Here is a 15,127-nt window from a genome sequence, read left to right on the forward strand (position 1 = left end):
CCAACGGCTGATGCCCCGTGACCTGAACCTGATCGGATCGGCGATCGAGACCGCGTGGAAGGACGCCGGGCTGGAGCCCGGCCCGCGCGACGACGTACCGTCCCACCTGCCGCTCGACGTCGCCGAGCGGGTGCTGCGCGGCAATCCGGCCACCGGTGTGGCAGGCCTCCTGGCGCCCGTCGGCACCACCGGACGCCTGCGGCCCGAGCCGCTGGGCGGCACCAACCCCAACGGCACCAACCCCAACGGCACCAACCCCAACGGCACCTACCGCGCGGCCGGGGGCGGCCCGGACAACCGGCCCGTCATGATGTTCCCCGAACACTGGTCGCTGGAGGAGGTGGCCGCGGCGGTCGAACACGTCCACCGCGAGCAGCTGCGGCGCGGCAACATCCGGCAGGACGGCGAGTTCGAGGGCGTCCACCGAGGGGTCCGCATCCGCGGTCACGCCCTGTCCGACGGCACCATCACCGACTTCCAGCCGTCGCTCCGACAGGATGACCTCACCCCGGCCCTGTTCGCCGACCCGGCCGACGAACCGCACCCGACCCCCTTCGCCCAGGGCGGTGCCCCGCTGGCCACCCACCGGCTGTGGGACTTCATCGCACTCGGCGACCGGTCCCGCGGCATCGGCGGTCACCTGCGTACCGGCGGACGGGAGGATGCCGGCCCCATGGGCGGACCGGCGGTGCGCCACCTGCCGTTCGGCACCACCACGGCAGGCAACCTCACATGGCGGGCCGGCACCTTCGCTCTCGAACTGCGGCACTCGATGTACGGGACCGTCCGCGCCCCCCTCGTCTCCCCGGGCCCGGCCGTCGCCCTCTCCGACGGCGTCACCGGTCTCAACACCCTCTTCCCGGACGGATGGAACGGCTGGCGGATGGACGAATACATCCGCGCCGGCCACCAACAGGCCCTCGCGCGCGGGTCCTTCACCCTCCTGCCCTCCGGCGGCCACATCTGGCACGCCGTGATCGAGAACGTGCCGATGCACGGGCAGGTCCTCGACGGCGAGCACCAGTGGGTACGGCCGTCCTGGCACCAGTCCGGAGCGGGGGACCACACGTCCACCGTGGTGCTGGCCGAGGCGCACGACATCGAGTTCCGCACCGGCGACGGGGCCCACTACCGGATGAACCGGGTGCTGCGCCACAACGGCGAACAGAGAACCGAGATCGTCCGTGTGCTGCACGTGCCGCGGGACAACGGCATGGATTTCCTGCTGGAGTCGATCCGGGGCGCCCGGCTGCCCCTCGGTGACGTCCCCGGGCTCGGCCCGGCGGAACTCCGGTTCGCGATCGAGTACGACGACACGGGCGACGGACCCGACGCCGAGCTGCTGGAGCGTGCGGCGTCCTCGGGTGTGAGGAACGCCCACACGCTGCTCGGCCCCGGATTCGGCGCGATGTTCCTCTCCGCCCCGCGAACCCTCGGCCCGGACCAGTGGAGGCCACCTGCCGGAACGCTCGCCACGCCCGTCTGGCGTGCCGCCACCTCGGCGGTGCTCGACCTCCACGGACCGAGCCCGCTGACCCACGAGCCCGGTGTCGACGCTCTCGTCCAGCTGCACACCGCCCGGGAACTCGCGCCCCACGCCGACCGCGACCACAGTGCGCAGGACCTGGTCGGTGCCACCGGCCGCCTGTTCCACCCGGGCGCCGGAAGCGACCTGACGATCCCCGAGAACCTGCGGGGCGACTGGACGCCGGACCGGGTACGGCTGGCCGCGCTGCAGCACTCCCTGCACGCCCGCCCCGTCGAGGGACGGCAGGGCCCCGGCGTGGTGGTGCTGGAGGCGTTCCCCGTGCCGGGCGTCCGGCTGGAGATCCGTCACGAGCAGGGCGCCGACGGGGTGTGGCGGATCGCCGACTACACCATCCACACCGACGAAGGGCCCGGCGTGCCGCCGCTGTGGCAGCCCGACGGACCCCTCGCCGAGGCGGCGGCCGGCATGGGAGTCAACCCGGCGCATCTCTTCGTCCTCGGCCAGGAGCTGGGAGTGGACCCCCAGGACGTGTCGAGCGTCGCCGCGCTCCTGCGCGGCTTCGGAGACCCGCTCGTCGTCCTCGACCACCTGGACCTGATCGCCGACCGGCTGGGCGCCGAGGACCCGCTGCTGCTGATGAGGTGGATGAGCGCGCGGGGCATCGGCGTCGAGCACTGGTGGGACCTCGCCGCCCATCTGCAGGACCGGGGGGAGACGCTGAGCGGCCTGATCGAGGCGGGCCCGGACAGTGACCTGCTCACCTCCTGGGACCAGCGGACACAGCGGGCGGTCCGCCAGGACGTCGTCGCCCAGGCCCTCCTGCTGGGGGTGCACCCGCGCCGGCTGGAGATGGTGATGACCGCGACCCTGATCGACCAGCCGACGGTGTTCGGTGTGCACACCCGGCCGCTCTGGGAGACCGGGAGCACCGTCGAGGAGATGGCCGAGCAGTTCGCCGGACAGCACTGGCGCGGCAACTTCGCTCAGATGGCGGTCCAGTTCGGCGCCGCGGAAACGGCACAGGAGGCACGGGGCGAATTCGCCGAGTGGGCCGAGATCCCCACCTCCGTGGAACTGCCGCTGGATCAGCTCACCCTGGGCGATCTGACGCGTGCCGTGGCGCTGTGGCGGCTCGGTCTGAACGATCCGACCGCCGCGCTCCCCGGCGGTCCGGACCCCCGCCCGCTCGCGCTCCTGGTCCAACGTCTCGGAATGTGGCCCGAGCAAGCCCGTGTCTACATCGACGGCCCCGGCCGGGAAGCGGGCCCCCTCCCGCTGACGACGCGGCTGGAACAGCGGTACCAGGACGCCCGCGAGACGGCTGCGATGTTCACCGACCCGGCTACGAACGCGTCGCCCGACCCCCTCTCGGTGCTCGAGATCGCCGACCGCCTCGGCATCGACCCCAAGCTCTTCGGTACCATCCCGAATCTCGTCGTCGGCAACGGATGGACCCTCGGGGGGTTGCTCTGGCACGGTGATCCGGCCGTCTCCGCCGACCTGGTGAGGCAGCGACTCGACGGCCTCGGTCTCGACCCCCGCGAACTGGCCTGGTTCCACGAACTCACGGTGACCGCCGAGGACATGGCACACCTCGTGGTGACGGCCGTGGACACCAAGAACCTCATGGTGACGGCCGAGGACATCGAGCGGTTCTGGGACTACGTGGCGGACCACCACACGACGGACGAGGACCTGGCCGCGCTGCACGCCGGCGACCGGGACGCGGGACCGGCGGCGGTACGGAAGTGGGTCGAGCACGAGACGGCGGCGACGCGCGGGCCCGTACCGCCCGGACCGCCCGGACCCCCGCCGGGCGCATGACCGCACCACCACCAACAGCACGACGGATGACGAAAAGAGAGAGTGGCACCAGTGGCAGTCACGGAGTCGCAGAGCGGTACCCCCGGCAGTGCCGGTGGGTCCGGACCAGAGGAGGCCGGGGCGCCGACGGCGCGTGCCACGGTGTCCGTCAGCAACGGTGTGATCGGCGCGGGTCCGGACGAGTCGGAAGCCGCGCCGGAGAAGAAGCCCGGAGCGAACCCGGTGACCGGACCCGAGACCGCATCCGCATCCGCAGCCGAAGCCGAAGCCGAAGCCGAGGGTGGGGCCGCGGTCGCGGTGGTGGCAGCACCCGAGCCCGAAACCGGGCCCGGGACCGCGGTGGGCGTCGCCGCCGCGCTGCGGGGGAGCGGTGCCTCCACGTCGCCGGAGGCCACCAGGACGGAGAGCGAGCCGGAGGGCGCCGAGGGGGAGACGGAGTCCGGGGCACCCGAAACGCCGTCGTCCGAAACGTCGTCGTCCGAGGAGCCGTCGTCTTCCGAAGGGGCGACGGCATCCTCTGCCCGGCCTGCCGCGACGGCAACCGCCACCAGCGGCACCACCGGCAGCACAGCCGTTGCTCCGGCCGCGGCGGCCTCCAGGCCCCGCTTCTCCTGGCTGCGTGCCGGACGCACCGGAGCCGCCACCGACGCGGCCGCGTCCGGCAGCGGCTCGGGCGACGGCTCCCCGGGCACCGGGACCACCGGCGCCTCCGGGGACCCGAACCGGATATCCCGCCCCATGGTCGCCGCCGCCGCGATCGGCGGAGTGATCCTCCTCGCCACCCCCTTCGTCATCGGTGCCGTATCCGGCGACGATCCGAAGGACGACAAGAGCCGCGGCCACGCGGCCGGGTACACCGGCCCGAGCACCTTCCCGTCGGGGTACGTGCCCAGCGCCGAGCAGGACAAGGCTCCGGTGGTCAAGGCCCCTGCCGGCAAAACCCCTGACGGCAAGAACGAGACGGCCTCGAACGTGCCCCCCGGGCCGCAGAACAACGCCGTCGCCGACTCCGCCGGGAAGGAGAAGGCGGCCGACGCGCCGTCACCCACCGGGACCCGCGAGACGACCACCAAGTCGGAACCCGGTTCCAAGGCGCCTGCCGGGAAACCGACGACGGATTCCAGGTCCGACTCCACCACCACCAGCCGGTCGTTCTCCGCCTATGAGGGCCCGCACTGCTCGGGCTCCGGCACCTCCTACCGCGAGCACGGCTCGTCCAAGGTCGCCAACGACGACGACCAGTGGACGACCGCGGTCGGCGGCTACTCGTCCAACGGCTGCAGCGGCCGGTACCGTTCGATCCCGATGTCCGGTGACAACAACGACGCGGGCAACTACGCGACCTGGTCCTTCGACACCGGCTTCGACACCGCGGGCACCTGCCGCGTCAGGGTGCACATCCCCGGCTCCGGCGGTATCCGGCACGTCGGCGGCAACCCGTCCTACTACACCGTCCACGCCGGCAGCGGCTCCTCCGGGGCGCAGCTCGCGAGCTTCAGGATCGACCAGGTCGACCACCCGGGGCAGTGGGTGGAGGCCCCGAACGTGAGGATCGGCGGCGGAAGCCTGTCGGTCGTGCTGCACGACCGCGGCAAGGACTGGAACTCCAACGGCCCCACGGACGCTCACCACGCGGCGGACGTGGTCCACGTGAGCTGTAGCTGACCCTCTCCGGTACCGCACCGGCCGGGCAGGCCCCGGGGGCAGGGCGACTCGGGGCTCCGCCCCCGGATCACGAGGCGTTCGAAGATCGCGTCGGCCCGTTCCAGGCGGGTGCCCGCTATGAAGCCGTCGAGGGTGCCGGCCCGGTACTGGAGGCGGTGGAGCCGGTTGCGGCCGAGTGTCACACCGCCGGCCCGACCACTTCGCCCGGGCGACATCCCCGCCGGCCCGGCAACAGCGCCACCCGGCACAACCTTCCGGCGTGATCAAGAGTCTGACCGGGCGCGCAGCTCCTGGTGCGCGCCCGGTCGTTTGAGAGGAACCCGCTTTGACCCATGTTCGTCCCGCCCGACGCCAGCTCGTCGCGGCCGTCACCACCGTTCTGGCCGTGACCGTCGGTGGGAGTCTCGCGACCGCGCCCGCGTCCGCGGCGGTGACCGCCGCTGCCGTCGCCGCGGACGCCGGATCCGCCGACGCGCAGGCGGCCGTCGACGGCGTCATCTCCATCCCCCGTACCGACCAGATCCTCAGTGTCGGTCCGACCGGGTTCCTGTCGGTGGAGCGCCGATGGGACCACACGTACTACCGCTGGACCAGCACCGTCGACGGCACCACCACGGACCTCCCGGAGTGGTACAGCGGGTACCGCGGCGGCGGTTCCGACACGGTCGTAGCCAAGGAGGACGGCACGACCCGGTACCTGCTCCATGACATGTCGTCGCCGGGCAGCGACCCCGCGGTCGTCAACCAGACCGACACCCGGCTCTCCTGGAAGGGCGTGGTCGGCAGGACTCTCGTCTTCTCGTCCTGGGACAGCCAGAGCAGGACGGGCCAGCTCCGTCTGATCGGCGAGGGGAACCAGGCGGGCAGCAACAGGCAGGTGACCGGCCTCACGCCGAACTCGAGGGTACAGAGCGTCGAGGCCCTGTCGGACAGCTCGGCGCTCGTGCGCTACGTCTCGGCGGACGCCGACACCGACCGTTCCTACCTCGCCGTCGTGGACGTCGCCACCGCCTCCGTCGTCGAGAAGCGGGAGGTGGGCGTGTCCGCGTACGACACCGACACGGCCCTCTCCGGGGACCGCTGGGTCTGGGTCGACGCCCCGACGTCCGCGCACGCCAAGCTCATGTACGCCACCCGCGGCGGTTCGGAAGGCTCGCCGGCCGTGGAGGCGGCCGACCTGGGCGACTCCGTCCGCCCGCACATCGGCGTCCTGGGCGACTGGGCCACGTACGCCGCCCCGGGCGGCGCCGCCGCGACCGAGGCGTCCGCGCGCTTCGCGCTCGGTGCCGTCAACCTCGTCGACGGATCCACGGTCAAGCTCCTCGACCACGCCTCGTCCACCGTCCCCGCCACCGACGGCGCGCTCCTGGTGCGCGGCGGTACGGTCGCCCACGGCGAGGGGGTCTACCGGATCGTCCGCGGGGCGGACGGAAAGCCCACCGCCACGCTCATCGCGAGCACCGGCGAGCCGACCGCGCTCACGCTGTACACCGGGCCCACTGCTCCGGTCGTCGACCTCGACAAGAACGACGGTCAGGCCATGCTCCGCTGGGTGCTCTCCCGGACCAACGCCCGCGGCTCCGTGACGGTGCGGCATGTCGGCACGGGCCGCAGCGTGCGGTACGACTTCGCGCAGGCGGCCACCTACGAGGGCAAGGGATCCGTCGACTTCCGCTGGGACGGGATGCTCCCCAACGCCCAAGGCATGAAGGAGTTCGCTCCCAGCGGCGACTACGTCTGGGACGTGACCGCCTCCCCGCTCAACGGAATCGGTCCGGACCTCGCGCGGACCGGCACCTTCAAGGTCACCCGCACGGCCGGCCCGCACGACTACACGGACAACAGCACACCGGACCTGCTCTCCCGTGACGCCGCGGGCGTGCTGTGGCGCGACGACTCGGCCAAGGTGGCGTCCGCGCCGCAGCCGTACTCGACGGGTCGGGTGAAGGTCGGCGGCGGCTGGCAGATCTACGACCAGCTGGAGGCCGCCGGGAACATCGCCGGCAGCCCGGCCGGCGACCTCGTCGCCCGTGACAAGACCGGCGTGCTCTGGCTCTACCAGGGCAACGGGAACGGCACCTTCGCCGGCCGTACGAAGATCGGCGGCGGCTGGCAGATCTACACCAACATGACCGGCGGCAGCGACCTCGACGGCGACGGGAGGTCCGACCTCACCGCCACCGACACCGCCGGCGACGTGTGGTTCTACAAGGGCACGGGCAGCACGAGCGCGCCCTTCGCACCGCGCAAGAAGATCGGCTCGGGCTGGGAGGTGTACAACCAGCTCACCGCCACGGGCGACATCACCGGCACCTCCGCCGGAGACCTCGTCGCCCGCGACAAGGCCGGTGTCCTGTGGCTGTACGAGGGCAAGGGCGACGGCACCTACGCCCCGCGCACGAGGATCGGCGGGGGCTGGGGCGCCTTCACCCACCTCGTCGGCATCGGCGACGCCGACCGCGACGGGCGGGCCGACCTCTACGCGGTCGGAACCTCGGGCGCCAAGTTCTACGCGGGCACCGGCGACACGGCGGCCCCGTTCAAGCCCGCCGCCCCGGGCAACCTGCTCTGGGACTCGGCACCCGTCAACTCGGTTTTCTGACGCTGCCGGCCCGCATCCGACGGTGACGGTGCTGTTGTCGGGACCGCCCCTGGTGAGGACGAAGAACTGGTCGGAGGCGAGGAGCGGTCCGGTGGCCGACAGGACGGGGGTGAGGGCGAGGAGCGGTCCGGTGACCGACAGGACGGTGAGGGCGAGGGAGGGACGCAGCAGCGGTGGTCACGACGCGCTCGGTGACACCGGCGCCGTCCTGCCGGTGCATCCCGATCAGGAACCAGGCACCGGCGGCCGGCAGGGCCGTCACCGCGACCGAGGGCGCCCGCCCCGACCTGAACGCCCGCCCGGGGCAGCGGGCGCGAACACCGGGCCCGTAGGCTGAGCCCGTCCGGCGAACCGTCCGCTGAAGGGAAACCGCCCCACCGTGTTCCAGCAGACCCCCGTCTACGACCGCCTCGTCGCCGAACGCGGCGACATCCCCGTCCAGGTCCGTGGTGAAGCCGACCGGATCCACCGCGACCTGGCACAGGTACTGCGCCAGACGTCCACCTCCCAGCCGGGTGTCCCACAGAACGTCTTCGAGCCGAAGGCCCGTCCCGGAGCCCTGTAGGCCTTTGGCCCGCGCGCCGCCGACACCCGAGTCCACACCGTCGAGGCAGTGCCTGCCGGGGGGATCGCACGGGGGCCGGTGCGAGTCGTTGCCCGGGTGGCGGGAGCCGCACGTGCGGCGGTGTCCGCCCACCGCGGCAGGCCGACGTCCCAGCCGTCGGCGGCGAGCGGGTCCGCCGTCCGCAGCACCGAGCCGTCGGCGTGCCCCGACACGTCCTGATGACTTCCCTGGCGCCATCGGCCACGGCGGCACCGGTCGGCCACGGCGGCACCGGTCGGCACCGGTCGCCGAGGAACCGGTGCACGATGTGCCGCTCCTCAGTCGCGACCGCGGGCGTGTGTGAAGCGGGCCAGCCCGTCGGCGAGGTCGATGAGCGGTTCGGGGTAGCCGAGACGGGCGCGGCGGTCCTCCGGGAGCCGCCAGGGCTCGTGCACGTACCGGTCGTCCACGTCGTGCAGTTCGGGCACCCATCGTCGTACGTAGGTGCCGTTCGGGTCGTAACGCTTGCCCTGGAGCACGGGGTTGAGGACGCGGTGGGGACGGGTGTCGGTGCCGGTTCCGGCGACCCACTGCCAGTTGAGCTGGTTGTTGGCGATGTCGCCGTCCACGAGCAGGTCCAGGAAGTGCCGTGCGCCGATCCGCCAGTCCACGTACAGCGTCTTGGTCAGAAAGCTTGCCACCAGCAGGCGCGCGCGGTTGTGCATCCAGCCCTCGTGACGCAATTGCCGCATCCCGGCGTCGACGACCGGATAGCCTGTGCGGCCCTCCCGCCACGCGGCGATGTCCTCGGACGCCTCGTTCTCGCTCCGCCACCGGTCGTGCCGGGTGCGATAGTCCCGGAACGACGCCTCGGGCCTCGCCGAGAGCACCTGGTGGTGAAAATCGCGCCAGCACAGCTGACGGACGAACGCCTCCGCCCCGGGCCCACCGTGCGCGCGGGCCCGCTGGACGAGCTCGACCGGCGACAGGGCACCGAAGTGCAGATACGGCGACAACCGGGAGGTCGCGTCAGCCGCAAGGTCGTCGTGCCGTTCCCCGTACGTGGACAGACCCGCGTGCGCCCATCGTGAGAACCACTCGCGTCCCGCCTTCTCCCCTCCGGCGGGAAGGCACGGCGAGATGCCGGACAGCGTGTCGCGGGACGGCAGCGGCTCGCCGGGTACCGTGCCGGGGACACGCACGGTTCTCGGTGCCGGGCAGGTGTCCCGCAGTCGCTCGCCGGACCAGCGGCGGAAGTAGGGGCTGAACACGGCGTAGTGGTCCGAGCCGGCCGGCGTCACCCGTGCGGGAGCGACGGCGGTGATCACGGCGTCGTGGACGCGCAGTGCCACGCCGCGTTCGCCGAGGCGGTCACGCAGCTGCTCCTCCCGTCGCTGGGCGTACCCGGTGACCCCTGCCGCCATGTGCACCTCCGCAGCCCCGCACTCGGCGGTGACCGCGTCGACCTCCTGGGGGACCGGCCCGCTGCGCACGACGAGCCGGCCGCCGCGCCGGCGCAGTGAGGCGTCGAGGTCGGCCAGGCAGTCGGCGAGGAAGGCGTTCCGGTTGGGCGCGTCGAAACCCGCGTCGTGCACACCCGGATCGCGTACGAACAGGGGCACCACCTCGTCGGCCGCCGCGAGTGCGGCGCGCAGTGGTGGATGGTCGTGCAGACGCAGGTCCGAGGTGAACAGGACGACCGCGACGGTCATGGCGTTGCTCCTGGTGCCGAGAAGCGGTGCTGTTGGGTGGTGTCGTCGCCGGACGTTCCGCCCGGCGCGGGCGTGCCGGACTCGGTCGGCGGGGGACCGGGCCCTGTGCGCGCTCATGCCTTGGCGGCGGCCCGGGCGATGTTGCGGGCCATGCCGCCGAAGACGACGGCGTGGAACGGGGAGACGCTCCACCAGTAGGCGTGACCGAGCAGGCCGCGCGGGTGGAACAAGGCGCGTTGCCGGTAACGGGTGCGGCCTTCGGCGTCCGTCTCGGCGTACATCTCGAGCCAGGCGAGACCCGGCAGGCGCATTTCCGCACGCAGACGCAGCAGGTGGCCGCGCTCGATCTCCTCGACCCGCCAGAAGTCGAGCGAGTCACCCACCCGGAGGCGGGCCGCGTCGCGGCGTCCGCGGCGCAGGCCGACGCCTCCGACGAAACGGTCCAGCCAGCCGCGGACCGCCCAGGCGAGGGGAAAGGAGTACCAGCCGTTGTCGCCGCCCACACCCTCGATCACCTTCCACAGGGCCTCGCGTGACGCACCGACCACCAGCAGTCGGCGCTCGTCCTGGTAGAGGCTGCCGCCCGCCCAGTCCGGGTCCGTGGGCAGCGGGTCGCTGGGTGCTCCCGGTACGGCGGCGGACGACCAGCGTGTGGCCACCTGCGCCTCGCGCACCCGGCGCAGTGCCAGGGCCAGGGCATCGTCGAAGGGCAGGGGCCGGCCGGGGAGATCGGGCACATGGGCGGCGATGTCGTGTTCGTGGCAGACGACCTCGTGGCGCAGTGACTCCGTCAGCGGCCGGGCGAGGGAGGCGGGCACCGGAGTGACGAGACCGACCCAGTGGCTGGACAGTCCCGGAGTGAGGACCGGCACCGGCACGATGACCCGCCGACGCAGTCCGGCGACGGTGGTGTAGCGGTGCATCATCGCCCGGTACGTGAGGACGTCCGGTCCGCCGATGTCGAAAGCCCGGTCGACGTCCGCGGGCATGGTGGCCGAGCCGACGAGATAGCGCAGCACGTCGCGTACCCCGATGGGCTGCGTGCGGGTGTGCACCCATCTGGGGGTGATCATGACGGGCAGGCGTTCGGTGAGGTAGCGCAACATCTCGAACGACGCGGATCCCGAGCCGATGACGACCGCTGCCCGCAACACGGTGGCCGGTACGGGTGCCTCCAGGAAGATGCGCCCGACCTCGGCCCGGGACCGCAGATGCGGGGAAAGTTCCTCCTCCGGGACACCACGGGGTGTGAGTCCGCCGAGATACACGATCCGCCGCACGCCGGCGGCGTGCGCCTGCTCGGCGAAGGTCCGGGCCGCGCGGCGATCGGTGTCCTCGAAGCCGGAACCCGTGCCCAGGGCGTGCACCAGGTAGTACGCGACGTCGATACCCCGCATGGCTTCGGCGACGGAGCCGGCGTCCGTGACGTCGCCGCCGACCGTCTCGGCGTCCTGCGCCCAGGGGTGGTCGCGGAGTTTGCCCGGGGAGCGGGCCAGGCACCGGACGCGGTGGCCGGCTTCCAGCAGCTCCGGCACCAGACGTCCGCCGATGTACCCGGACGCCCCGGTGACCAGGCAGTGCAGCCGCTCCGTGTCCCGCTGTCCGTCCGTGTCCACGTGCATTCCTCCAAGCGTCCGGTCCGGCATCGTGCTCTGCTGTCCGATCATGGGCGCATCGGCGTGCCCGTGCCTGTCGCGGCGACACGTCGGCGAACGCGACGAGGAGACGGAGCCCGCTGCCCTGCTCCGGCGCCCACCCCTGGGGCGCTCCGCGCTCCGGCGACGGCGCCGGTGTGCCGGAAGGAGGGCCGGGGAGCGGCACCGGGTGACCGGGGCCGCGCGGCATGAGCACCAACCGCCCCCGGGGCGCCCGTGCCGGCAGGACCACCGGGATTCCGGGGCCGGGCACCGCGACCGCCGGCCCCAGTCCGAGGTCGGCTTCCCAGGTGCCGGCCCGCGGCCGGCCATGCTGGCGCACGCCTTCCTGGCCGCCACGTCCCCGGCCGCCGCACCCGCATGGCCGCCGAGGACGACACCACGCGCTGAGCTGGTCGAACTGGCGCCGACGACGCCAAGCAGTCGCCCGCCGCTGTCACTGCCTGCGGCGCTGTCGCACGATCGAGGGCCGGTCCACCGAAGGCCACCCTGACCACTCCGCGGCCCGCTACAATCCAGCCGCCCAGCGAAACCCGCAGGTCAGGCAGCAAAATCCTGCAGGAGCACTAAGATGGCGGTCGTCTGACACAAGGAGGTCACGACACTGTGGTAGTTCCTGCTCAATTACCCTCCTGCTCACCGCCTCCTGACGGGCCGTCGCGATCTCCCGCATCACGCCCCGATACCGAGACCACCCGACTCCTGTGCGCAGGGCCCTATCTCTCCGCTCGCTTCCGGCGTCGTGTCGTGAACCTGCTCGTCAGGCACGACGAAAGGGCGCTTGCCCCAGCGGCCGGTGTCGATGTCTTCGCGGTGCTGGCCAACGCGAGGCGGGCCGGCAGACTTGAACGGACAACGGGCATCTGGGTCGCCGTGGTGTGGGCGCTCTTCGCACTGGCAGATCTACTCCTCCCGCACGCGCCTTTCGCCTGCGGAGCGAAGAACGGAGTGGGCAGAGAAGGCGGAGATTCGAGCTGGGACTTCCTGAGTGTCTTCACGTTCGTTTTCGAGCTTCCCTACGATTCCATCACAGCAGTGGCGGATTGGCCCGTATGTGAAATCGACAATGGGTTCTGGGTGTTCAACTACAGCATCGTGTGCTTGCTGCTGTGGTTGACAGGGAGCATTCCGGGTCGTGGCAGGAGCGTGTACGAGCCGAGTGGCCTGGCGCTCAGACAGCGAGGTCGGTTCTTGTTCGCCGTGGTCGGCCCCGGATACGTGCTGGCCTCCTACTGGGCGACAGCGTTCGTCGCCGTGTTGAGAAACCCCGCCCACTGGGTGGCGGTGGCATTCCCGTTGTTGCTGGCCGTCCCCGTGTGGGTACACCGCCACATCGTCGAGCGGACCATGCGTGATCAGTTCCGCCCCAATGCCTTCGAACAACGGTCCCCGGAGAGGCTGACGGGGCCCGCGTGGCTCCGGGATGTCGGGGAGGTCATCAAGAGGGAACAGGACTCGAAGATCGTCCTGTACGACGCGAACCGGGGGTTCGCCGGGCTGGGCCGGGCGGTGCTGGACCCCACGCCCATCGTGATGGACCTGAAGCGCGAGCCGGACGCCGATGCCGAGCCGCTCACCACCGCCGACGTGCTGGGTCGCCTTCGGGACGAGCTGGAGGAATTCCGCGCGGACACCGGTCCCCGATCGAAGGTGGACCGTCTCAGGGAGGTGCAGATCGACGAACTGGTCTACCTGCCGGCGGGGCCGCCGAGGGACTCGGTCGACCATGGGCAGGCGGCTACGGACGGGCACCTCCGCGAGGCGGTCGAAGAAGGCGGCGAGGCCCGGCGGCACTACCTCTGGGCCCGGATCGGCGCCTGGGATCAGCGGGTGATGGTCACTGCTCTGGTGCGGGTCTACACCCAGGGCAAGTCACTGACGCTGGAGGTCTGCCTCTACGTCATGGATCCGTTGCAGCCGGAGTTCGAGCTCGTCGACGCGATCGCCGAACGCCCCGACCTGCCGGCGTCCTCGGTGGTACGAGCTCTGCTCGCCGCTCCGGCCTCCGGAGTCGCCGCCATCTTCTCCGTCGCGGGCTCAGCGGGTGACGCGATGATGTCGGTGAAGCGACGGTTCGAGCGCCGGAACGGCTGGGACACCCCGTCCGAGGGGGCCTCGGACTCGGTACGCGAACTCGCGGCCGCGTACAAGAAGTCACCGATCCGGGAGATGGATGTCAACCGCTATCTCAAGGCGCTCGCGGAGCGCATCACCACCGGGGCATTCCGAGTGCTGCGGGAAAAGGGCTACGACACCGGGCAACTGGAGCAACAAGTCATCCAGGTGAGCAACGGGGGGATCCACATCGGGGCGATGAGCGGGGGCGCGGTGGCGGCGGGGCAAGGCGCCCGAGCACGAACCGCCGGTGGACTGCGCCAGGCGAGGGGCCGCGTCCTGAGACGGCAGCGGTTCTGAAGAGGCGACGAGCACGCGCAGGAACACGGAACAGGGAGGCAGTGTGAGCGGGAATACGGACGGACGTGACGGTGCGGCGGGCGCCGACCGCGACAGGGACGCCGACGAGGGTCCGGCCGGTGCGCAGTCGCCGGGCGGCCTCGTGATCGGTGAGCTCTACGGAGGAGCCGTTGCCGCAGGGCTGCGGGCGGAGGCCGAGGAATCCGGCAGACAGATCGGCCGGCCGGCCGACGCGAGTGCACTGCCCGCCCCCGTCGTGACACCACTCCCGGGCGGCATCGCCATCGGACGGATGACCGGGGGTGCGGCGGCTTCAGGCCCTGACGCCCGGGCCACCCACCGGTCGGAGCGGTTCTTCGAGGCCACGCCTGAACTGATCGAAGCGCTCGTACTGTTGCGCGGTGAGCCAGGCGAACTGCGCACGGAAGCTGCCCTGGCCGAAGAGGAGATCCAGGCCACCAACAGGGTGGAGCAGGGACGGCTGCGAAGGCTCGCTTCGCTCGCGGCCCAGGCTGCTGGGTCCGTGGGCGGGCAGACCGCGGCCGGGGTGGCCGCCCAGACGATCACCGGCATGCTGGCATGAACAGCTGGGAGGCGGAGAAGCAACGGTGGGACCCCTCAGCGGAACTGAATCGCCGCCAAAGGCGCGCCAGGACCCTGGAGCGGAGACTGCGCATCGCGGCCGTCGTACTGGCGGTGCTGGCTGCAGTCACCATCGGAGGCGCACGGCTGGGCGGCTTCTCCTGACGGTCGCGGCCGGGAAGCGGGCCGCCACGGCCAGCTTGGGCTGAAGGTTCCGTGACGCCGTCCAGGCCGGTGTCGTCAGGCAGCTGCGCCAGGGCGGCGGCCCGGATCTCCGGGAACGCGGCCGTCGTCGTCCGTGCCCTGCCGCGAGCGCAGCAGCACCCGGGCGCCCGTCCAGCAGGCGAGCTGGGCACGGTATCCGTCGTTCCCCAGCCTGACGGGACACATGGCACACAAGGCCACTCGCGGGCCCTGTTCTGCGGAGCCGTCCTTGTGACGGCGTTGTCAGTGGGGTGTGCCTAGGCCGTGTTTTAGGTAGCGCGGGCGGCCAGCCACTTGATGAGGTCGCCTGCGATCTGATTGATGCTGGTCTGGGTGGCGACGTCGTGCTCACGCCGACTGGTGTCACTCCGGACGATCTCGTAGCTGCCCTCGTCCAGCACCGCGACGGAGGCGAACCAAGCGGGATCGTCCTCG

9 protein-coding genes are annotated in these 15,127 nt (G+C 71.8%); 7 read left to right on the forward strand and 2 right to left on the reverse strand.

Annotated elements, in window-relative coordinates; all coding sequences use genetic code 11:
* The first annotated feature begins 10 nt into the window (after positions 1–10).
* The 4 genes from KUM32_RS35880 (at position 11) to KUM32_RS35895 (ending at position 8,145) form a co-directional block, all read left to right on the forward strand.
* Positions 11–3,313, forward strand: coding sequence for an EndoU domain-containing protein (locus KUM32_RS35880; protein ID WP_217146100.1), 3,303 nt, complete (start codon positions 11–13; stop codon positions 3,311–3,313).
* Positions 3,314–3,454: 141 nt separating this feature from the next.
* Positions 3,455–4,978, forward strand: a complete 1,524-nt coding sequence (locus KUM32_RS35885; protein WP_217146101.1) for a hypothetical protein — start codon at positions 3,455–3,457, stop codon at positions 4,976–4,978.
* Positions 4,979–5,303: 325 nt separating this feature from the next.
* On the forward strand, positions 5,304–7,580 hold the full coding sequence (locus KUM32_RS35890) for a VCBS repeat-containing protein (protein ID WP_217146102.1): 2,277 nt from the start codon (positions 5,304–5,306) through the stop codon (positions 7,578–7,580).
* Between the two features lie 379 nt (positions 7,581–7,959).
* Positions 7,960–8,145 (forward strand): hypothetical protein, encoded by a 186-nt coding sequence (locus KUM32_RS35895; protein ID WP_217146103.1) that lies wholly within the window; start codon positions 7,960–7,962, stop codon positions 8,143–8,145.
* A gap of 317 nt (positions 8,146–8,462) precedes the next feature.
* Here KUM32_RS35895 and KUM32_RS35900 read toward each other — a convergent pair whose 3' ends face one another.
* Together KUM32_RS35900 and KUM32_RS35905 are read right to left on the reverse strand one after the other, a co-directional pair.
* Complete coding sequence (locus tag KUM32_RS35900) at positions 8,463–9,836, reverse strand: deoxyribodipyrimidine photo-lyase (protein WP_217146104.1); 1,374 nt, start codon at positions 9,834–9,836, stop codon at positions 8,463–8,465.
* A gap of 113 nt (positions 9,837–9,949) precedes the next feature.
* The gene (locus KUM32_RS35905) at positions 9,950–11,458 is read right to left on the reverse strand and encodes an SDR family oxidoreductase (RefSeq protein WP_217146107.1); all 1,509 of its coding nucleotides are present in this window, start codon (positions 11,456–11,458) and stop codon (positions 9,950–9,952) included.
* 780 nt (positions 11,459–12,238) lie between these two features.
* On the opposite strand from KUM32_RS35905, the gene KUM32_RS35910 reads away from it, so the two are divergent.
* From KUM32_RS35910 to KUM32_RS35920, 3 genes are read left to right on the forward strand one after another with little or no spacing between them, the layout of a single operon-like run.
* Positions 12,239–13,906, forward strand: a complete 1,668-nt coding sequence (locus tag KUM32_RS35910; protein ID WP_217146105.1) for a hypothetical protein — start codon at positions 12,239–12,241, stop codon at positions 13,904–13,906.
* A gap of 43 nt (positions 13,907–13,949) precedes the next feature.
* Positions 13,950–14,489, forward strand: coding sequence for a hypothetical protein (locus tag KUM32_RS35915; RefSeq protein WP_254406625.1), 540 nt, complete (start codon positions 13,950–13,952; stop codon positions 14,487–14,489).
* On the forward strand, positions 14,486–14,653 hold the full coding sequence (locus KUM32_RS35920; protein WP_217146106.1) for a hypothetical protein: 168 nt from the start codon (positions 14,486–14,488) through the stop codon (positions 14,651–14,653). Before KUM32_RS35915 ends, KUM32_RS35920 begins: the two co-directional genes overlap by 4 nt.
* Positions 14,654–15,127: the final 474 nt, after the last annotated feature.

The sequence above is a fragment of the Streptomyces sp. AC627_RSS907 genome (assembly GCF_019049165.1).